At 68.4% G+C, this 19,617-nt stretch carries 16 protein-coding genes and 1 tRNA gene; 8 read left to right on the top strand and 9 right to left on the bottom strand.

Going from position 1 to position 19,617, the window contains the following annotated elements; translation table 11 throughout:
- Positions 1-9: 9 nt before the first annotated feature.
- Both AC1RTC_RS02855 and AC1RTC_RS02850 read right to left on the bottom strand, forming a co-directional pair.
- Positions 10-3,348 (bottom strand): purine-cytosine permease family protein, encoded by a 3,339-nt coding sequence (locus AC1RTC_RS02855; protein ID WP_493153942.1) that lies wholly within the window; start codon positions 3,346-3,348, stop codon positions 10-12.
- 9 nt (positions 3,349-3,357) lie between these two features.
- On the bottom strand, positions 3,358-4,266 hold the full coding sequence (locus AC1RTC_RS02850; RefSeq protein ID WP_493153941.1) for a DMT family transporter: 909 nt from the start codon (positions 4,264-4,266) through the stop codon (positions 3,358-3,360).
- Between the two features lie 32 nt (positions 4,267-4,298).
- On the opposite strand from AC1RTC_RS02850, the gene AC1RTC_RS02845 reads away from it, so the two are divergent.
- The 3 genes from AC1RTC_RS02845 to AC1RTC_RS02835 all read left to right on the top strand — a co-directional run bounded on the left by AC1RTC_RS02845 (position 4,299) and on the right by AC1RTC_RS02835 (position 7,401).
- Complete coding sequence (locus tag AC1RTC_RS02845; protein WP_493153940.1) at positions 4,299-6,185, top strand: clostripain-related cysteine peptidase; 1,887 nt, start codon at positions 4,299-4,301, stop codon at positions 6,183-6,185.
- A gap of 32 nt (positions 6,186-6,217) precedes the next feature.
- Positions 6,218-7,177, top strand: coding sequence for a hypothetical protein (locus AC1RTC_RS02840; protein ID WP_493153939.1), 960 nt, complete (start codon positions 6,218-6,220; stop codon positions 7,175-7,177).
- A 68-nt stretch (positions 7,178-7,245) separates the two neighbouring features.
- The gene (locus AC1RTC_RS02835) at positions 7,246-7,401 is read left to right on the top strand and encodes a hypothetical protein (RefSeq protein WP_493153938.1); all 156 of its coding nucleotides are present in this window, start codon (positions 7,246-7,248) and stop codon (positions 7,399-7,401) included.
- Positions 7,402-7,420: 19 nt separating this feature from the next.
- On the opposite strand, the gene AC1RTC_RS02830 is transcribed toward AC1RTC_RS02835, so the two are convergent.
- The 3 genes from AC1RTC_RS02830 to AC1RTC_RS02820 form a co-directional block, all read right to left on the bottom strand.
- Positions 7,421-8,017 carry a hypothetical protein gene (locus tag AC1RTC_RS02830; RefSeq protein WP_493153937.1) on the bottom strand — a complete coding sequence of 199 codons (597 nt, stop codon included), beginning with the start codon at positions 8,015-8,017 and terminating at the stop codon, positions 7,421-7,423.
- A 364-nt stretch (positions 8,018-8,381) separates the two neighbouring features.
- Positions 8,382-9,050 carry a nucleotidyl transferase AbiEii/AbiGii toxin family protein gene (locus AC1RTC_RS02825; protein WP_493153936.1) on the bottom strand — a complete coding sequence of 223 codons (669 nt, stop codon included), beginning with the start codon at positions 9,048-9,050 and terminating at the stop codon, positions 8,382-8,384.
- A 359-nt stretch (positions 9,051-9,409) separates the two neighbouring features.
- Positions 9,410-9,482 (bottom strand) — tRNA-Val (locus AC1RTC_RS02820).
- Positions 9,483-9,544: 62 nt separating this feature from the next.
- Between AC1RTC_RS02820 and AC1RTC_RS02815 the strand changes: the two genes are divergently transcribed.
- Positions 9,545-10,195, top strand: a complete 651-nt coding sequence (locus AC1RTC_RS02815; RefSeq protein ID WP_493153935.1) for a DUF1345 domain-containing protein — start codon at positions 9,545-9,547, stop codon at positions 10,193-10,195.
- A gap of 26 nt (positions 10,196-10,221) precedes the next feature.
- Positions 10,222-10,911, top strand: a complete 690-nt coding sequence (locus AC1RTC_RS02810) for a hypothetical protein (protein ID WP_493153934.1) — start codon at positions 10,222-10,224, stop codon at positions 10,909-10,911.
- A gap of 270 nt (positions 10,912-11,181) precedes the next feature.
- Here the strand turns inward: AC1RTC_RS02810 and AC1RTC_RS02805 are convergent, their stop codons facing one another.
- Positions 11,182-11,655, bottom strand: coding sequence for a peroxiredoxin (locus AC1RTC_RS02805; protein ID WP_493153933.1), 474 nt, complete (start codon positions 11,653-11,655; stop codon positions 11,182-11,184).
- Positions 11,656-11,766: 111 nt separating this feature from the next.
- Between AC1RTC_RS02805 and AC1RTC_RS02800 the strand changes: the two genes are divergently transcribed.
- The 3 genes from AC1RTC_RS02800 to AC1RTC_RS02790 all read left to right on the top strand — a co-directional run bounded on the left by AC1RTC_RS02800 (position 11,767) and on the right by AC1RTC_RS02790 (position 16,480).
- Positions 11,767-12,465: an alpha/beta fold hydrolase gene (locus AC1RTC_RS02800; protein ID WP_493153932.1), complete on the top strand. Its 699-nt coding sequence runs from the start codon at positions 11,767-11,769 to the stop codon at positions 12,463-12,465.
- Positions 12,466-12,553: 88 nt separating this feature from the next.
- Positions 12,554-15,280 carry a pyruvate dehydrogenase (acetyl-transferring), homodimeric type gene (gene aceE / locus AC1RTC_RS02795; protein WP_493153931.1) on the top strand — a complete coding sequence of 909 codons (2,727 nt, stop codon included), beginning with the start codon at positions 12,554-12,556 and terminating at the stop codon, positions 15,278-15,280.
- 18 nt (positions 15,281-15,298) lie between these two features.
- Positions 15,299-16,480, top strand: a complete 1,182-nt coding sequence (locus AC1RTC_RS02790) for a PucR family transcriptional regulator (protein WP_493153930.1) — start codon at positions 15,299-15,301, stop codon at positions 16,478-16,480.
- Here the strand turns inward: AC1RTC_RS02790 and AC1RTC_RS02785 are convergent.
- From AC1RTC_RS02785 to AC1RTC_RS02775, 3 genes are read right to left on the bottom strand one after another with little or no spacing between them, the layout of a single operon-like run.
- Entirely contained in the window at positions 16,477-17,646 is a 1,170-nt protein-coding gene (locus AC1RTC_RS02785) for a hypothetical protein (protein WP_493153929.1), read from the bottom strand. The genes AC1RTC_RS02790 and AC1RTC_RS02785 overlap by 4 nt on opposite strands.
- Positions 17,643-18,050 (bottom strand): GtrA family protein, encoded by a 408-nt coding sequence (locus tag AC1RTC_RS02780; RefSeq protein ID WP_493153928.1) that lies wholly within the window; start codon positions 18,048-18,050, stop codon positions 17,643-17,645. The genes AC1RTC_RS02785 and AC1RTC_RS02780 overlap by 4 nt, the downstream gene beginning before the upstream one ends.
- Positions 18,050-19,507, bottom strand: coding sequence for a UbiA family prenyltransferase (locus AC1RTC_RS02775; protein WP_493153927.1), 1,458 nt, complete (start codon positions 19,505-19,507; stop codon positions 18,050-18,052). The genes AC1RTC_RS02780 and AC1RTC_RS02775 overlap by 1 nt, the downstream gene beginning before the upstream one ends.
- Between the last annotated feature and the right edge of the window lie 110 nt (positions 19,508-19,617).

Below are 19,617 nucleotides of genomic sequence, written 5' to 3'. Positions count from 1 at the left end.
CGGGGCGGGCTATTCAGGGGCGCGCATCGCCTCTTGCTTGCGCACGGCCGGGATGCCCGCGACGATCGGCAGCAGCAGGCCGAGCACGAGCGCGGCGAGCACACCGAGGTCGGTGCCCGCGAGATCGCTGTCGAGGGGGATACCGAGGAGCGTGAATCCGTAGCCCTGCCAGGTCAGCCAGGAGATCGTCGCCGTGGTCAGGCCGTAGCCGACGGCGCTGAAGAGCACGAGGCCGATGACGTTGACCCAGCGGACGTCCGCGTACACTCCCCCGCGCCGCACGAGGGACTGCCCCTCGAACCTGCGGTTGCGGATCATCGTCTCCGCCGCGAAGATCCCCGCCCAGGCGGCGGTCGGCACGGCGAGGGTGGTCGCGGCATCCCGGAACAGCTCGTTGATGCCGCCGGTGACGCCGAAGCCGAGGAGCAGCGCGAGGCCGCCCAGCAGCACGCCGACGATCACGATCGACCACTGGCGCTTCACCCGCACACCGATGGCCTGCAGGGCGAAGCCGCCGGAGTACAGCGAGAGGATGATCCCCGAGAGCAGGCTCAGGGCGGTCGCGGCGATGAGCGGCACGGGGTACCAGCTCGGCAGCATCAGGGCGAGGGTGTCGAGCGGGGAGAGCAGGAAGCCACTCGCTATGCCCTTGTCGGAGGCCGCGAGGAGCGCGCCGTACCCGATGAGCAGGAAGCTCGGAAGCGCCGTGCCGAAGGTCGCCCAGAGCATCGAGGTGGCGCCGCTGGTCTCGGGCCGCTGGTAGCGGGCAAGGTCCGCACCGCTGTTCGCCCAGACGAGGCCGACGAAGCTGAAGACCAGGACCGCGCCGGTGATGGTGAGCAGCCAGGGGCCGTCCGCCACGGTGAGCGCCTGCGGGATGTCGATGTACTTGTAGGTCATCGCGATGAGGCCGACGATCAGGATGCCCGAGATGAGGCTCAGGATGAGCTGGATGCGCGCGATCATCGGGTAGCCGGCGAAAGCCACCAGCACGGCGATGAGGAACGCGCCCGCGAGCGAGACCAGGAGCACCCCGCGCTCCCCCAGCGAGCCGTCCAGTTGGGCGCCGACGAGGACGACAGCCACCGAGGAGGCGAGCACCCAGAGCAGCACCGCACCCCAGAACAGCCTCGTGATGAGGGCGACGATCGACGGGATGACGTTGCCGATGAGCCCGAACGTGGCGCGTGAGACGACCATGGTCGGCTGGCCGGAGCGCTTGCCCGCAAGTGTGGAGAGCCCGAGCGGGATGAACGAGATCGCGACTCCGGCGAGGATGGCGACTATCGACTGCCGCAGGCTCATGCCCACGGCGAAGACCGCTGCACCGAGCCCGAGGCTGAGGATAGAGGAGTTGGCGGCGAACCACAGCCAGAACAGGCGGGCGGCGCGACCGACCCGGTGGTCGACCGGCGTCGGCTCGGTGTCGCTGTCCTCGATGCTGAACACCGGTTGGCGGATCGGCTCGTCGTCGAAGAGCACCTGCTCGTCCGCGGGGATGCGCACGGTGGAGATGGGTCCGGACGGCGGGTGGATCTGCTGCTGCATGGCGGCGTTGCCAGCGGTGTCCACTGCAACCGGGCCGAGGATGCCCTCGAATGCGCGGTCGGTCTCGTCGACATCGTCGTCGAGGTCCTCGTCGTAGGCCTGGTCGATGACGCTGATCGAGCCGGTGTCGGTCGGCACGGGCTCGCCGGCGGCGAGCGGCATGGGCTCGATGAAGAGCGCCTCGGGCGCCGCGTCGGCCGGCTGAGGGTCAGCGCGCTGGGGCGGCTCTTCGCTCAGCAGGTCGTCAAAACTGAACGCGGGCGCTGGTTCGCGCAGCGGCGGCGGGCCGGGGGTCGTCCAGTCGAAGGCGGGAGTTCCGGGCTCGGGGTCATCGTCGTCGTCGGACGGCGCGGGCTGCACCTTCTTCGTCTGCGACGGCAGGATCGGCGGGCCGCCGAAGGCCCCGGGCTCGATCAGCGGCGGAGGGGTGAAGGGCTCCGGGGTGGTGTCGGGGAGCGGCTCGACAGTGAGCTCGGGCTCGTCGTCGGTCTCGGGTTCAGCCTCCGGCTCGATCTCCGGGACAACGACCGCGTCGTCATCGCTGTCGATCGGGTCGGCAACGGGAAGAGGCGGGATGACCGGCGAGGGCGCGGTGGGCGACCAGTCGAACGGCGCGCGCATCGCGGGCTCAGGAGCGGGGGCCTGCGCGAGGGCGTCAGCGGCCTGATCAGCCGGTGCGGCGGCGGGTTCGGGCTGCGGGAACGGCTCGGGCTCAGGGTCCGACGCGGGCTCTGGCTCGACGAGGGGCTCCGGTGCCGGCTCGGCCGCGGGCTCCGGGTCGCTGGGGCTCCACTCGGGCGGCGGCGCCCACGAGGGGCTCGGCGCCGGGACATCCCAGGCAGGAAGGGGCGGCGGTTCGGGGGCGGGCGCGGACTCCGGGACGGGCACGGACTCAGGCAGGGGTGCAGGCTCGGGCAGGGGTGCAGGCTCCGGCAGCGGCGCCGGCTCCGGCAGCGGCGCCGGCTCCGGCAGCGGCGCCGGCTCCGGCAGGGGTGCCGGCTCCGGCAGCGGCGCCGGCGTGGCGGGTTGCGCTCCCTCGGACGGCGCCGCGAAATCCGGCACGGGCCAGTCGGCGACCGGGTTCTCGGGGAGCATGAACGACCCGGTGGCGGGGGCGGACGGAACCTCGGGCAGGACGCCGCTGAACTGGGGCCGCGCCTCGGCAATCGCTCCGAGCGCGTCGGGCGTGCCGAGAGACCGCATGCGGTCCTCCCACGCACGGAACTCCCGGGCCTCCTCCTCGCGGAGCTTCATCTGGTTCTGCAGCTGCTCGATGACGTCGAGTGTTCCGCCGGGCTTCTCGCCGGCCTCCGCGACCCAGCGGCTGAGCTCGTCGTCGGGCAGGGACTTGCGCACGGGCGGGCCGTCGGGCAGCGGTACGGCGTGCGTCGGGTCGGGTGCGGGGAACCCGCTCCAGGCCGGCGCCGAGTAGGCGGACGGGGTGTAGCCGGGACTCTCGGCCGCGGGAGCGGACTCGGGGGCCGGGGCCGGGGCGGGCTCCTGAGGCAGCTCGATGGTGGGCTGCCACGAGACGGGCGGGGACACGGGAGGAGGCGGGGGCACCACGGAGGCGGCCGCAGGACCGGGAGGGATGACCGAGTCCGGAGTGATGATGGAGATGGGCCCGGAAGCTATGCGCTCGAGGTCGGCCGCCAGCGCATCGGCGAGCGCGTCGTCATCCGTTCCACCCGGTTTCGGGCGGGGTGCGGGGGGCGGCGTGAAGGTCGAACGACGGGGCCCGGGTGCGGCCTCGGTGGGGTCGATCGAGTTTTCCTCGCCAACCTCGTCGTCGTGTTCCATGCCGAAATACTACGGCTGAGTGCCAGCAGAACCCGGTCGCCGAGCCGTGGCGAGGACAGTTACGGCGACAAGGATGAGGCCGAGGCCGAGCCATCCCACAAGGTCGAGGCGCTCCCCCACCACCAGCACGGCCAGGATCGTCGCGATGAACGGCTCGAGGAGGGTGATGGTGGTGGCCGTGCTGCTGCGCAGCGTGCGCATGCCGACGCCGAAGAGCAGGTACGCCACGAACATCGGCCCGACCGCCAGGTAGCCCGCGATCCCGACCGTCTGCCACGACTGCAGCAGCGGCGCGCCGAAGACGATGAGCACGGGCGCGAGCGCGATCGCGCCGATACCGAACATCCCGCCCATCACGCCCCGCGAGGACTGCCCGGCCCGGATGCCGCGGCTCGAGCTGTACGTGTACAGCGCGTACGCCAGCCCCGCCGCGAGCCCGAGGAGCACTCCAGGCACGACATCCCGCGCGCCCGAGGCATCCCCGCCCGCGGAGAGCAGCACGATCCCCCCGATCGCCGCCGCCGTGCACGCCAGCCACAGCACCGACGGCCGGTGCCGCTCGAACAGCCACTCGAGCAGGGCGGCGAAGACCGGTCCCGTGCCGAGGGAGACGACGTTGCCGATGGCGACCCCGGCCAGGTGCATGGAGCTGTAGAACGCGAGGGGGTACACGAACACCCCGAGGGCGCCGAGAAGCAGCCAACGGCGGCTCGCGGCATCCCGAACCGCCCTTGTCGCTGGCGACCACGAGACCAGGAACAGCAGCACTCCGCCGAGCGTCATGGTCGAGGCGCCGATCGCGATCGGGCTCACCGAGTCGGGGAAGAAACTGGCGGCGGTGCCCGTGGTCCCCCACAGCACGGAGGCGAGGACGAGCGCCCAGGCGCCGTTGCCGCGCGTCGAGTTCGCCGTGTTCATGAGCCGAGGCTACCGGCCCCTACTCTTGTGCCATGCGTACCCGACCGCTTGCCCTTGCGACCGCCCTTGCCCTCGTCGCGGCTCTCGCCGCCTGCAGCTCAGCGCCCGGGGAGACCGCCGTCTCCTCCGCCGAGGACTCGGGCTCGTGGACGGTGCTCACCTACTCCATCGCGGACACCAACCTCGAGGAGTTCATGATGACCGACCTCGAGGAGCTCGGCGACGTCGGCACCCAGGAGGGGCTGAACCTCGTCGCGCTGGTCGACCGGGCGAGCGACTACACCGACACGAGCGTGCTGGGCCTCGATGACTGGGTGGGCGGCAAGCTCATCGAGATCGGGCAGAACCAGGCCACGGAGCTCAAGGACGAAGGAGACATCAACACGGGCGACCCGGCCGTGCTCTCGGACTTCCTGAGCTACGGCATCGAGAACTATCCGGCCGACCACTACGCCCTCATCATCTCCGACCACGGCGCATCGTGGCCGGGGGTCGGCGACGACGAGTCGTCGGACGGCGACGGGCTCTCGCTCGCCGAGCTGAATCAGGGGATCTCCGACGGCCTCGCGGGCGCCGGTCTCGAGAAGCTCGACCTCCTCGGGTTCGACGCGTGCCTCATGGCAACCTACGAGGTGGCGAGCAGCCTGGCCCCGCTCGCGAACCGCATGGTCGCGTCGCAGGAGCTCGAGCCGGGCCACGGCTGGAACTACACGGCGCTGGACACGGTCGCCGACGACGGCCAGGCGACCGTCGACGAGCTCGCCGGCGCGATCATCGACGGCTTCCAGGCGCAGGCGGAGGACGAGGGCGATGAGTCGGAGATCACCCTCTCCGAGATCGACCTGACTCAGATGGACAAGGTGGATGCCGCGCTCAAGGCCTTCACGGACGTACTGGTGCAGAGCGCCGACGGCATCGGGCCGACGGTGGGCCGAACGCTCGCCCAGACTCTCGGATTCGGACAGAGCCCCGACCCCGACCAGGACAGCTTCATGACGGACCTCTCGATCTTCACGTCGCAGATCGGAGTCGACCTGCTCTTCGCCTCGGACGCCGCCGACAACCTGACGCGCGCGATCAACGACGCCGTGCTCGACCGCGTCGACGGGCAGGCCACGAAGGGCGCCACCGGCCTCTCGATCTACTTCCCACCGTCGGAGCCCTACTTCGACGCGGACTACGAGGCGCTGCCCAACCTCGGCGGCTGGATGGACTTCCTCAGCACCTACTACGGCAAGGGCAAGGAGATCAGCCAGGACCCCGTCATCGACCCGAACGCGCAGGTCGCGTTCGGCCCCGACGGCCTGACGATCACGGGCACCTTCGACTCCGCCACTGCCGAGAACCTGGCGTCCGCCTACATCCGGTACGGCACCGTCGCCGATGACGGCTCGATCACCTACCTCGGCGAGGAGGACGCGTTCCTCGGCGACGACGGGACCGCCGAGGGGACCTACGACCTCACGCACCTGACCCTCGCCGACGGCTACGACACGATGGACGCGTACCTGTCGCTCTACGGCGACTACGACACGGGCATCTTCACCGCCGACGTGCCGCTCTCCTACTACTCCCCCGACGACGAGTACGGCGGCGACCTGCTGCTCTCCGCGGTGATCGACAGCAACACGGGCGAGACCGTGAGCTCGACCTTCTACGTCTACAACGAGGAGACGGGCAACTACGGCGAGTTCGCGCCCAAGCCGGACTGGATCATCGTTCCGCAGGTGCTCAGCGTGCAGCCGGACGGCACCGAGGAGTGGGTGCTCACGAGCGATGTCGGCCTCTACGCCGATCTCGACGCCCTCGTGTACGACCTGCCGCCGCTGGCCTCGGGCACGAAGCTGTACATCGAGCTCGTCGTCGTCGACTTCGGCGGCAACACCGCGAGCGTGAGCGCGACGGTCGCGGTGCCCTAGCGATTGTCGGTACGGCGGTTTACCGTCGTCCCATGAGCGACGCGGTGCAGTACCTCCTGGCTGGCGACCCTTCGGTCCGCTGGCAGACCATGCGAGATCTGACGGATGCCCCGGCTTCGGCCATCGCAGAGGCTCGAGCCGCCGTCGCCACCGAGGGCTGGGGCGCCCGACTTCTCGCGCTGCAGTCTGACGACGGCCAGTGGGACGGCGGCACCTACCGCCCGGGGTGGGCGAACGAGGAGCAGGCGTTCTTCGATGCGTGGACGGCCACCCACTTCTCGCTGCAGTCGCTGATGGAGTACGGGCTCGATCCGGCCAGCGACGCCGCCCGCATTGCGATCGGCCGCGTCTCCGAGAACGTCAGGTGGGGGTACGACGGCTCCCGCTACTTCGACGGCGAGGTCGAGCCGTGCATCAACGGCGTCGCGCTCGCGATCGGCGCCTACTTCCAGCAGGACTCCTCGCGCATCGCCGCAACCCTGCTCGCCGACCAGCACACCGACGGCGGGTGGAACTGCTGGACCGACGAGGAGCCGGCAGCGCCGTCATCCTTCCACTCCACGATCTGCGCCCTCGAGGGCCTGCGAGCCTGGGGCGGGGATGACGACGCCATCGCGTCAGCGCTGCACCGCGGTGAGGAGTACCTGCTCGACCGGGCGCTCCTGCGCGGCAAGAGCACCGGCGAGTACGTCGACCTCCGGTTCACCATGCCGTCCGCGCCCGTCCGCTGGTACTACGACGTGCTGCGCGCCCTCGACTACATGCGCATCGCCCGCCCCGAGCGCGACCCGCGGTGCGCCGAGGCGATCGAGCTGCTGCGCGGCAAGCAGCTGCAGTCGGGACTGTTCCTCCTCGAGAACACGCACCAGGGCGCGACCTGGTTCGAGCCGGAGATGGAGGGCGAGGGATTCCCGAGCCGCTGGGTCTCGCTCTACGCTCTGCGCGTGCTGCGGTGGTGGGATGACGCTCCGGCTGTTCGGTACGAGGGCTAGACGCGTGGCCATCGTGCGACGGTGGGCGGAAGTTGCGGCAGGAGATTCACCCGAATTAGCATTTTTCCATGAACGAAACGCCAACCCGCTATGGTGCTCCGCTGCCAGACGGCGTTGACGCGGCAGAGCACCAGGCCCAGCTGGTCAAGAACCTCGACGATGCGCTCGACGCGAAGAACGAGAAGAACAGCCAAGAGCTCGAGGACATGGCCGACGGCCGCTGAGTACCTCGTCACCTTCGCGTTACTTCGATGAGAGAGTCACGATGTTGACGATTACGCTCAGGATCAGCCCGCCGATGACCGTGACAAGGATGGGGAGCACGAGCTTTTCGATGAAGAACGCTCCACCGACCTCAACGGCCCGCTTGCTGTCGTCGGACATCACACTCACGTCTTTGACCTCAATCTCCGCTTCCGGAGCTGCGTCCTTGAATGGACGCGAGCTTGTCAGAGCTCTCTCTAGTTCGCGCGCGAAAGTCTCCACCTTGATGCGGTCGGAGCCCATCGCTGAGAATCGCACTTCCGGGTCACCCGGTGCGAACCAAGCCATGACCGACACCAATGACACGGGTGCCCGCCCAAGGGTCGGACGCATGCTGAAATCAACCGATTGCGGAGTTGCGTAAGCGTCCTCGAATGCAAGCCGCAAATCCGGAACGTTTGCGCGGCGGAACGTCTTGGAGTCGGACGTGCGCCCCGAGCCTTCTACGATCCAGGCACCCTTTGTCTGTGCGACAAAAAGCTTGCGAGCGTCCTCGACTGTCAAACGGAGAACATCCCACTGTGTGCTCGCGGATACGCCCTTGATCGTCGCCGAGATGTAGAAGGAGTCGCCCATGCGAAAAGCTTAGGGGAGTTCAACTCTCCGCCAGGGCGACCGCCATCATCCCGCGGCCACGCGTGAGATGCTGGTGCGTGGACCCCTGACGATCATGACACGTGTAGGTCCGCGACTTGAAGCGTTCTAGGATGCCCGTGAGCAACGCCGCGCCCCCTGAAACGGGAAGGACTCGCCGGGGCACGTCACGTAGTTGGTGCGCTACGCGCCTAGTTCTGCCCGACGAAATCGGGCGAGCAACAGGTCCATGCCCGGATCAAGAGGGCCCAAATGCCGCGACGAGAAGTCGGTATTGGAGAGGCCGAATCCAACGCTGCAGCACGCCCGTCTTTGCAGTGGGCTCGCTCGGGCCAATGACGCTCGGCTACCGCGTCTCCGTGAGCCCATCGATGGCATCGGCTTCCTCGTCCAGCCGCTCAAACATCGCTACCTGGGCCGCGGTGTCCAGGCCCAGCGCGGCATACTCTTCCGGGTCGACATCGCGGGCTTCGCGAAGGAGTCTGCCAAAGTCCTGAGGTTCGGGCACCTCTAGGGCGCGGATCGGGTGAATGGATTCGTACAACGCGCCGACCGTCCATCGTCCGTCTCGAAGAATGGCGTCAATATCGACGAAGTCTCGCGCATACGAACGATCCACGAATGCTCTGACTTTTCCAAACACCACGTCTTCGATGTCGAGCACTTTTCCCAGCCCCGGGATGGAGTTCGCAGGACGTGAGCGGCTGTCGTAGCCGAGATCAACCACGACTGTGTCCTCGGTCTGCGGATCCGTGATTTCAAAGACTCTCAACCACGAATTCGACTGGATTGTGGTTGCAACAAGGCCAGCCGCTGAGGCCGCCGCGAGCACCGCTGCCTCAGCTCGCACGTACTGCGCCGGGTCTAATGTGTCCGAATATCCATCGATGTCGGCGGACATTCGCTTGACGATACCGTGCACTCCGAGGGCTTGCCCTCCTCCGAGCGCGAATCCGAATGGCTGGGCCGCGGCCAGAATGATTTGCGCTACGCGGGCTTGAAAACTAGTAAGCACGAGCCAGCTCGGCGTGCTTTGTTTCCCATGCCGCCCTTACGCGTCTGGGCAGTCGCAGTTGACGCCAGACGCGAATCAAACAATTCGGGTCTAAGTGAGTGCGCAGATCTTGCTCGCTGTGTGCCTCTTGAAGCACCGTGGCGTAGTACGTGCGCAACCTACGTTCATCGTCGAGATCGTAGACGTTCGCTGGAGTCCAATCGAGGGCAACTGGAAGCGCAACCACACCCGTCTTCGGCCCCGCCAAAGACGCGAGATGCTGGACGACAAATATAGGTCGGCCTTGCTCATATGACCGCGAGGAATCTACCTCACGCACCCTCACTGACTTCAGCACCGCAGTCACCCCGTTTCGTCAGTGGGCCCTACCGGGCTCGAACCGATGACATCCACGGTGTAAACGTGGCGCTCTACCAACTGAGCTAAAGGCCCGTCTCCCGGCAGACCCGGGATGACGCGTCACCCATGGTACAGGCAGGCATACACTTCCGGTCATGGCAGAACCCAAGCGGCCCACCGTGCACTACGAGCACAAGTTGCCGGTGACGTTCACGATCCTCGCGGCGTTCGCGCTGTACCTGCTGCTGCCGGAGGAGATCTCGCTCTTCCCCCGCTGGGTGGTGCCCGCGGTCGGCGCGCTCGTGCTGATACCGCTCCTCATCATGAACCCGCGGCGCGTCAGCCGCGAAACAACGTGGTCGCGGTGGGTCGGCATCGGATTCGCGCTCGCCCTGGCCCTCGTGAACCAGGTCTACGTCGTCATCATCGTGGTGCAGCTGGTCAACGGGCAGATCGACGGCCCGAGCATCCTGCTCACCGCTTTCGCCGTCTGGATCACGAACGTCATCGCGTTCTCGCTGGTCTACTGGGAGCTGGACCAGGGCGGCCCCTACGCCCGTCGCATCGAGGGCGTGCGGGACGACGCTCCGCAGGACTTCCAGTTCCCCCAGCAGCAGGACGGCGCATCGTGGGATCCCGTGTTCTTCGACTACGCCTACTTCTCACTGTCGAACATGATGGCCTTCTCACCCACTGACACGATGCCGCTCACGCTGCGCGCCAAGGGGCTCATGGCCTACCAGGCCCTCACCGGGTTCGTGCTGCTAGCGCTGGTGATTTCGCGCGCTGTCAATATCCTGACGTGACGGATGCGCCGCCCTAGGCTCGGCGCATGAACACCGCCGACACGGCCGAGCGCGCAGAGCACCGCTGGCCCGCGGCGATCGCACTGATCGTCGCCCTGACCCTCTACGCCACCCTCCCCAGCACGTTCTTCCCCGTGCTGAGGTACGTCGTCGTCGGCATCGGCCTCGTGCTGCTCATCCCCCTCTTCGCCGTCAACCCGGTCCGCCTTCATAGGCAGACGGGGTGGAGCCGTTGGCTCTCCGTCGGGCAGACCCTGCTGCTGCTCGTAGCGAATCAGGTCGCACTAGTGCAGCTGGTGTACGAACTGGTCCACGCCGCGAAGGACGACGGCCCCACCCTGCTGCTCGCGGCTGTGCAGGTGTGGGTGACCAACGTGATCGTCTTCGCGCTTCTCTACTGGGAGATCGATCGTGGCGGGCCCGTCTCGCGCACCCACGTCGCGCGCAAAGACCTGCCGCGCGCCGACTTCCGATTCCCGCAGGACGAGGACCACGACGCCATCACGGAGGTCGCCGCGCGGTCGTCAGCGAAGACGAACTGGACCGCGAGCTTCGTCGACTACCTCTACTTCTCGGCGTCGAACTCGATGGCGTTCTCCCCCACCGACACGATGCCGCTCGCCCCGCGCGCGAAGATCCTGATGCTCCTGGAGTCGTTCGCGGGGTTCGTCATCCTCGCGCTCGTGATCGCGCGGGCGGTCTCGCTCCTGGGCTAGCCCCGGCCGTTCTGAAAACGCAGGAGAGTCGGGCCGAAACGCCCTCGGGATGCTCCGCGCGCCTCTTCGACGGAGGATCCCCTGCGTTTTCGCCACCGGGTCGCGGGTGCGGGGTGTGGGCGTGCCACCGCCGTCCGTGCGGCCGCACCAAAAACGCAGGAGACACCAGCGCCGAGCGCGTTCGAACACGCCTATTGCGCCCGCCGGGGCGAATCTCCTGCGTTTTCGTTCGAGGTCTGCGGGACGCGGGGTGACGCGGCGGCCCGAGCCCTAGACGCGCGAGGCGTGCAGCTCGCGCAGGGCCTCGGTGTACTCCTCGATGGAGCGCGCCTGGCCGGGAGCCGTGATGAAGCTGGCGCGGATGACGCCGTCGATGTCGATCAGGAACGTCGCGCGGTTGGCAAAGCCCTTGTTGTCGAGGAACACGCCGTACTCGCGAGCGACCTCCCCGTGCGGCCAGAAGTCGGCGAGCAGCGTGAAGTCGTAGCCCTCCTCGTCGGCGAACGCGCGCAGCGTCGCCTTCGAGTCGACGGAGATGCCGATCAGCTCGACGCCCTCGGCCTTGAACATCGCGATGTTGTCGCGCAGGTCGCAGAGCTCGGTGGTGCAGGTGCTGGAGAAGGCGAGGGGGAAGAAGACGAGGGCCACGGGCTTCTTGCCCCGGAAGTCGTACAGCCGAACGTGCTCGCCGAACTGGTTCGGGAGGTCGAAGTCGGGTGCGGTCGTGTCCTTTTCGAGAGCCATGATCTGGCGAATCCTTTCGTGCCCTTTTCGGTGAGATGCAGCGATCTCAGGCACACACGAGTGGCAACTATACGCCGAGAGGCCCGAAATCTCAGGAATAGCATCGTGGTCATGTACTCGGTATCGCGGGGCGAGGGCTCTCCCCTGCTCCTCCTGCACGGTTTCGCCATGGACCACACGATGCTGCTCGGGCTCGATCCGGTGTTCGCGGACGGCTGGCGGCGCGTGTACGTCGACCTGCCCGGCATGGGGCTGTCGCCCGCGGGCCCCGAGATCGACAGCACCGACGCCGTAGCCGATGCGGTTGCCGACTACATCCGCAACGAGTTCGGCGACGAGCGGTTCGCGATCCTCGGCGATTCATTCGGCGGGATGCTCGCCCGCAGGCTCGCGCGCGACTTCGGCGACCGGGTTATGGGCATCGCGCTGCTGTGCCCCGTCGTCGTCGCGGACCACTCCCGCCGCGAGCTCCCGGAGCTCGCCCCGGGCGACGGGCCGTTCGCCGCGGCGACCAGCGGCGTCGCACCCGACCCCGCCGCGATCGCACGGATCGAGGCGCGCTACGAGCTGCGCACCCCGCCGGAGTCCGTTCCCTTCAGCGGTCTGACGACCATCATCACAGGCAGGCAGGACACCGTGGTGGGCTACCGCGACGCGCTCCGGATGCTCGACAGCTACCCCCGCGCCACGATCACAGTGCTCGACGGAGCGGGGCACGACGCGCATCTCGACCGTCCGGCATCGGTTGCCGCCCTGCTGTCAGACTGGGCTTCCGCGCTCGTCGAGGCGCGTGTGCGAAACAGTGTCTGACCCACAACTAAGATCGATAGGCGTAGTAGATCACGGCACGTCGTAACCCGATCCCCGTGAGCACCAACTCTCAAGAAAGAGGTCAAGGGTGACGGTAAACGACCAGGATCCGTATTCGGTGAACCACATCGACCGGGATCCGGAAGAAACCGCCGAATGGCAGGAATCTCTCGACAGTCTCGTCGCCGCTCACGGCCACGAGCGCGGCCGCGAGATCATGCTCAGCCTCTTGAAGCGCTCGAAGGACCTGCATCTGGGCGTGCCGATGGTTCCGACCACGGACTACATCAACACGATCGCGCCGGAGAACGAGCCGGAGTTCCCCGGCAATGAGGAGCTCGAGCGCCGCTACCGCGCCTGGATCCGCTGGAATGCCGCGATCACGGTGCACCGCGCGCAGCGCCCCGGCATCGGGGTCGGCGGCCACATCTCCACCTACGCCTCCTCCGCCGCCCTCTACGAGGTCGGCCACAACCACTTCTTCCGCGGCGCCGACCACGCCGGCGGCGGCGACCAGATCTTCTACCAGGGCCACGCCTCCCCCGGCATGTACGCCCGCGCCTTCCTCGAGGGCCGCCTCAGCGAGAAGCAGCTCGAGGGCTTCCGCCAGGAGAAGTCGCAGGCGCCCAACGGCCTGTCGAGCTACCCCCACCCGCGCCTCATGCCGGAGTTCTGGCAGTTCCCAACGGTGTCGATGGGCCTCGGTCCGATCAACGCGATCTACCAGGCGCAGTCGAACCGCTACCTGACGAACCGCGGTATCAAGGATGCATCCGACCAGCAGGTCTGGGCCTTCCTCGGTGACGGCGAGATGGACGAGGTCGAGAGCCGCGGCGCCCTGCAGTGGGCCGCGAATGACGGCCTCGACAACCTCAACTTCGTCATCAACTGCAACCTCCAGCGCCTCGACGGGCCGGTGCGCGGCAACGGCAAGATCATCCAGGAGCTCGAGAGCTTCTTCCGCGGCGCGGGCTGGAACGTCATCAAGGTCGTGTGGGGCCGCGAGTGGGACGAGCTCCTGCGAAACGACACCGAGGGCGCACTGCGCGACCTCATGAACCGCACGCCCGACGGCGACTACCAGACCTACAAGGCCGAGAGCGGCGCCTACGTGCGCGAGAACTTCTTCGGCCGCGACCCGCGCACGCTGGCGATGGTCGAGGGCTACACCGACGACCAGCTCTGGAACCTCAAGCGCGGCGGCCACGACTACCGCAAGGTGTACGCGGCGTTCAAGGCTGCGTCGGAGCACAAGGGCCAGCCCACGGTCATCCTCGCGAAGACGGTCAAGGGCTACGGCCTCGGCCCGAGCTTCGAGGGCCGCAACGCGACCCACCAGATGAAGAAGCTGACGCTCGACAACCTCAAGCAGTTCCGCGACGTCATGCGCATCCCGATCACGGACGCGGTGCTCGAGGAGAACCCCTACCAGCCGCCGTTCTACCACCCCGGTGAGAACGACGAGGCGATCCAGTACCTCCAGGAGCGCCGCCGCGAGCTCGGCGGCTACGTGCCCGAGCGCCGCTCGAAGTACACGCAGATCTCGCTCCCCGACGACACCGCGTTCGAGGTCGTCAAGAAGGGCTCCGGCAAGCAGGAGATCGCGAGCACCATGGCGTTCGCCCGCCTGCTCAAGGACCTGCTGCGGGCGAAGGACTTCGGCCACCGCATCGTCCCGATCATCCCCGACGAGGCGCGCACCTTCGGCATGGACGCGTACTTCCCGACCGCGAAGATCTACAACCCGCAGGGGCAGCACTACACCTCCGTCGACCGCGAACTGCTGCTCGCGTACAAGGAGTCCCCGCAGGGCCAGATCGTCCACGTGGGCATCAACGAGGCCGGCGCCTTCGCCGCGTTCACGGCTGCGGGCACCCAGTACGCGACGAACGGCGAGCCGCTCATCCCGGTGTACGTCTTCTACTCGATGTTCGGCTTCCAGCGCACCGGCGATGCCATGTGGGCCGCCGGCGACCAGATGGCCCGCGGGTTCATCATGGGCGCCACGGCGGGACGCACGACGCTGACCGGCGAGGGCCTCCAGCACGCGGACGGGCACTCGCTGCTCCTCGCGTCGACCAACCCCGCGGTCATCGCCTACGACGCGGCCTACGGATACGAGCTCGGCGTGATCGTGAAGGCTGGACTGGAGCGCATGTACGGCGGGACCCACCCGGACCCCAACGTCATGTACTACCTGACGCTGTACAACGAGCCGATCCAGCAGCCGGCCCAGCCCGAGAACTTCGACGAGGACGGCGCCGTGCGCGGCATCTACCACCTCAAGTCGGCGACGGTGGAGGGGCCCCGCGCCCAGCTGCTCGCGTCGGGTGTCGCGGTGCCGTGGGCCCTCGAGGCTCAGGAGCTGCTCGCGAACGACTGGGGCGTCTCGGCCGACGTGTGGTCGGTGACGAGCTGGACCGAGCTGCGCCGCGACGGCCTTGCCGCCGAGGAGCACAACTTCCTCAACCCGAACGACGAGGAGCGCGTGCCGTACGTCACGCAGAAGCTCTCCGGCTCCGACGGGCCCTTCGTCGCGGTCACCGACTTCATGCACGCGGTGCCCGACCAGATCCGCCAGTTCGTGCCGGGCGACTACGCGACCCTGGGAGCCGACGACTTCGGCTTCTCGGACACCCGCGCCGCAGCCCGCCGCTACTTCAAGATCGACGGACCCTCCGTGGTGGTGCGCACCCTCGAGTCGCTCGCCAAGCGCGGCCTCGTCGACCGTTCGCTGCCCGCGCAGGCCATCGAGAAGTACCGCCTGCACGACGTCAACGCGGGAACCACGGGTTCCGCCGGCGGCGAGAGCTAGGGCAGGCGCATCGCGACGGTGCAGAAGACCAAGGAGCAGACACTCGCGTGGCTGCGGACGATCTCCGGTGAGCTGGCAACGGCGACACTGAAGCGTCTCGAGGAGACGCTGCCCTGGTACGGCGACATGCCGCCGGGGCGGCGCTCCGCGGTCGGCCTGGTCGCCCAGGCGGGCATCACGAGCTTCATCTCCTGGTTCGAAGACCCGAAGTCGACCCCGTGGATCGCCGCCGACGTGTTCGGCGCCGCCCCGCGCGAGCTGCTCCGCTCGGTGTCGCTCACGCAGACGCTCCAGCTCATCCGCCTCACGGTGGAGGTCGTGGAGCACCGCATCAAGAACGACGACGACGTTCTTCGCGAGGGCATCCTGCTCTACTCTCGCGAGATCGCCTTCGCGGCGGCCGACGTCTACGCGCGCGCGGCAGAAGCGCGAGGCCTGTGGGATGCCCGGCTCGAGGCCCTCGTCGTCGACTCGATCCTCAGCGGCGAGTACGACAACGAGCTGCCCTCGCGCATCGCCGCTCTCGGATGGAACGGGCACGGCGAGGTGTGCGTCCTCGTGGGCACCGCCCCGAAGATGCTCGATGTCGACCAACTGCGCCGCACCGCGCGGCACCTCGACGCCGACGTGCTGATCGGCGTGCAGGGCAGTCGGCTCGTGCTCGTCATCGGGCGGGCATCCCCCCGCTCCGACGATGCCGATGTCGTGGAGCCCATGCCGTTCCTCGAGATCGCGAAGCAGCTGGAACCGGGATTCGGGCCGGGCCACCTCGTGCTCGGCCACGAGGTGCCGACGCTGGTGGACGCGTCGAAGAGCGCCAAGGCCGCCCTTGCCGGGTTCGCGGTGGCGCGCTCGTGGCGCAACGCCCCGCGCCCGACCCTCGCCGACGACCTGCTGCCGGAGCGCGCGTTCGCCGGCGACCCCCTCGCCCGCGCCACCCTCATCAACAAGATCTACCGACCCCTGCAGGCGCACTCCACCGACCTGCTCGCGACGCTCTGGTGCTACCTGGACAACGGCCGCTCACTTGAGGCGACCGCGCGGGAGCTGTTCGTGCATCCCAACACCGTCCGTTACCGCCTCAAGCGGGTGAGCGACGTGATCGGCTGGGATGCCACGGGTGCGCGTGAGGCACTGATCCTGCAGTCCGCGCTCATCGTGGGCTCGATCGCCGACCCCGACTCCGCGAAGCGGCGCTAGCCCAGGAACCGCCCGACGAGGTCGATGGCGTTCGAGTTGATGATCTTCACGAGCCCGAGCCACGGCCACTGGGCGGTGTCCGCCGCCAGCCAGTGCGGCAGTCCCCACAGGGTCGTGTAGAGGACCGCGGCGAGCCACGTCCAGGCCCGCGACACCGCCGACTCGATCGGGCTGACCGCGATGCAGAACATCAGGGCCATGACGATCATGTTGGTCCAGCGGCCGTAGTCGGTGACGATCACGAACAGCGGGATGAACGCGACGGCGATGAAGACGGCCCAGCCCCAGTTGGCCCGGAACCACGGCGTCAGCAGCACCGGGACGAGGGCCAGCAGGATGAGCGGGGCGTAGCCGGCGTAGAGCGGGAAGCTCTCGGCCACCGAATCGAGGGTGAACTGCGAGGTCCAGCCGATGGCGTCGATCGCGCCCGAGCACAGGTCCGCCGCCGTGTAGCCGTGGTCGCGCACGACGTCGCAGATCGCCGATGCCGTCGCGACGCTGCCGTGGAACAGGGTGCCGAGGGCGAGGCCCGCGCCGCCGATCAGGACGAACACGCCCGCCAGCACGCGGCGGAAGAGCACGTCAGTCCGCTCGCGCAGGAGGAGGTACAGGTACGCGGGGAGGAAGAGCGCGCTCGTCTCCCACGAGAACACCGCGAGGACGAACACCAGGAGCGAGCCGGCGGAGAGGGCCAGGACCGCCCAGCGGCGCCGAGCGACCACAAGCGCCCAGACCAGGAGCGCGAGGGAGACGTAGGCGAGCACCTCCTTGCGGAAGCCGGCGCCCGGGTCCCAGCCGAAGAATCCGATGGCGGCGGGGCCGCACACGAGGGCGATGACCGACCACGAGAACCTGCCGCGCCACAGGGCCCACACCGCGAACGCGAGCACGACCGCGTAGAGCGCCGCCTGGATCGCGAAGAGCGTCCACAGGCCGGCTGCGCCGCCGGGCGCCACCGCGAGGAAGATCTCGCCGAAGAGCCCGCGGCGCACGAACCCGTCGGCGTAGTTGATGAGCCAGTCCGCGGTCTGGTACGCGGCTCCCCCGGCCCGGGTGTCCAGGGCGCGGTAGTAGAGCATCGAGACGGCGGCCGCCGCGAGCACGGCAAGGGCGAAGGCCGCCCGGTAGCGGAGCGTGCGGTCGGGGGTCACGGTGACGGCGGTCATGGCAGCTCCGAGCTCGAGGGCCGCAGGATCAGGTAGTTGACCACGGCGAAGTTGACGAAGAACGAGACGGGGAGGCTGACGACCTTCCACAGTGTGGGCGTGCCTCCGAAGTGCACCCAGGCGGCGTCGATCGCGAGCGAGAACCCCGTGATGGAGAGCGCGTACCAGCCCGCGTACGCCGCCAGCCGCAGCGGCGAGTACTTCACCCGGAACACGCTGCGGCTCGAGACCATGTAGGTGGCGCCCACCGCGATGGCCGAGCTGATGATCGACGCGACGGAGGGGCGAAGGCCGAGCGCGACGAGCCCCGTGAAGACCGCGACATCCAGCAGCACGCCCGCGAGGGCGACGAAGAAGAATCGCACGAGCTTCGAGCTGAAGAGCCTGCCGATCAGAGCGCGCATCAGCCCACCGTAACGAACGTCGCGAGCGCGAACGCGCCCACCACGAACGCGCCGACGAGATAGCTCGTCCGGTCCCGTATCGCGAACACCACCGGGTCGTCGTGCATCTCGCCGCGGTGGGCGATGAGCCACACGCGCGAGACCCAGAACAGCAGGAGCGGAACCGTGACCCAGAGGAACTCCGGGCTCGCATAGAGGCTCGCGGTGCGCTCGTCGTACACGTAGAGCGCGACGATCAGGGCCGAGACGTAGCCGGCGGCGGGGCCGAGGCTCACCACGAGCGGCAGATCGGTCGCGAAGTAGCCGCGGCCGCGGATCTTCGCCGTCGGGCCCGATGGCAGCGTCCGATCGTCCCGGAGCTCGTTGTACCGCTTCACGAGCGCGAGGCTCAGGAAGAAGAACATCGCGAAGCACAGCAGCCAGAACGAGGGCTCGACGCCGATCGCGACCGCTCCCGCGATGAGTCGCGCGAGGTACAGCAGGGCGAGGGCGAGCACGTCCCACATCGCCCTCCTCTTGAGGACCAGGGAGTACCCGAGGGTGAGGGCGAAGTACCCGGCGAGGGCGAGCAGGAACAGCGGCGGCAGCAGCAGCCACGCCCCGACCGCGGCCACGACGAGGAGCAGGGGCCAGAGCATCCAGCCGACCCAGAGCCCCAGGTCGCCCGAGGCGAAGGGCCTGCGCCTCTTCGTCGGGTGATGGCGGTCCTGCGCCACGTCGAGCAGGTCGTTGAGCACGTACACGCTCGACGCCACCAGGCAGAACAGCACGAACGCGACGGCGGCGCGGGCCAGGTCGGCGGGCACGTCGAACCGGTGCGACGCGACGAGCGGGATGAGGATGAGCAGGTTCTTCGTCCACTGGTGCGGGCGCAGTGCCGCCACTAGAGAGCGAAGAGCACCCCGGCGCTGGGGCGGGAACACGCGGGAGACGTCCCGCACGCGGCCCACGCGCGCGAGGAACCCGGCGCTGCCCGAGACCACGAGGGCACTCGATGCGGATGCCCACACCGCGAGGTCGGCGGGGTCGTTGCCGACGTAGTCGAACCCGCGGTCGCCGAAGCGCTCAACGAGCGCCGCGGCCTTGCGAGCGGACTTGAGGTTGGTGGTGCCGTCGGACGCGAGCACCTCGTCGAACACGCCGAGGTGCGCGGCGATCCGTTCCGCGAGGATGCCGCTCGATGCCGTGGCCAGGACGATGCGGCGGCCCGTCGCCCGCTCGTCCCGCAGAAATTGCAGGAGTTCTTCGTTGTACGGCAGCACCGCGACATCCGGGGCGGTGCGCTCGGCGAGGAAGTCCTTCATTCTCGATCGGCCGGCGAGGAGCTGGCGCAGGAGCGCGACGGCGCGCCACGGGCGCCCCGCGAGGTACTCGTTCGCCGTCTCGAAGAGCAGGTCGCCGGTCAGTAGGGTGCCGTCGAGGTCCACCACGAGCGGGATGGCGCGGTCGATGGTCATGGGATCCTGTCGGGCTGGCGCACCGGGTCATGCGCTGTACCAGTCTCGGGGTTTGCTCAGGATCGGGGTATAACCAGTCCGGGGGCGGTGCCCGTTGAAGACTTGGCACA

The sequence above is a fragment of the Rhodoglobus sp. GW821-FHT12B09 genome (assembly GCF_058809925.1).
Note: the sequence above shows the minus strand (reverse complement) of the source record. Positions and strands in the feature narration are given on the sequence as shown.

Bases quoted from the DNA above. Each gene is read 5' to 3' on its own strand.
- AC1RTC_RS02815 (WP_493153935.1), top strand. From the start codon at position 9,545: ATGGCAGAACCCAAGCGGCCCACCGTGCACTACGAGCACAAGTTGCCG.
- AC1RTC_RS02840 (WP_493153939.1), top strand. From the start codon at position 6,218: ATGAGCGACGCGGTGCAGTACCTCCTGGCTGGCGACCCTTCGGTCCGC.
- AC1RTC_RS02810 (WP_493153934.1), top strand. From the start codon at position 10,222: ATGAACACCGCCGACACGGCCGAGCGCGCAGAGCACCGCTGGCCCGCG.
- AC1RTC_RS02775 (WP_493153927.1), bottom strand. From the start codon at position 19,507: ATGACCATCGACCGCGCCATCCCGCTCGTGGTGGACCTCGACGGCACC.
- AC1RTC_RS02780 (WP_493153928.1), bottom strand. From the start codon at position 18,050: ATGCGCGCTCTGATCGGCAGGCTCTTCAGCTCGAAGCTCGTGCGATTC.
- AC1RTC_RS02845 (WP_493153940.1), top strand. From the start codon at position 4,299: ATGCGTACCCGACCGCTTGCCCTTGCGACCGCCCTTGCCCTCGTCGCG.
- AC1RTC_RS02805 (WP_493153933.1), bottom strand. From the start codon at position 11,655: ATGGCTCTCGAAAAGGACACGACCGCACCCGACTTCGACCTCCCGAAC.
- AC1RTC_RS02785 (WP_493153929.1), bottom strand. From the start codon at position 17,646: ATGACCGCCGTCACCGTGACCCCCGACCGCACGCTCCGCTACCGGGCG.
- AC1RTC_RS02800 (WP_493153932.1), top strand. From the start codon at position 11,767: ATGTACTCGGTATCGCGGGGCGAGGGCTCTCCCCTGCTCCTCCTGCAC.
- AC1RTC_RS02855 (WP_493153942.1), bottom strand. From the start codon at position 3,348: ATGGAACACGACGACGAGGTTGGCGAGGAAAACTCGATCGACCCCACC.
- AC1RTC_RS02850 (WP_493153941.1), bottom strand. From the start codon at position 4,266: ATGAACACGGCGAACTCGACGCGCGGCAACGGCGCCTGGGCGCTCGTC.
- AC1RTC_RS02830 (WP_493153937.1), bottom strand. From the start codon at position 8,017: ATGGGCGACTCCTTCTACATCTCGGCGACGATCAAGGGCGTATCCGCG.
- AC1RTC_RS02835 (WP_493153938.1), top strand. From the start codon at position 7,246: ATGAACGAAACGCCAACCCGCTATGGTGCTCCGCTGCCAGACGGCGTT.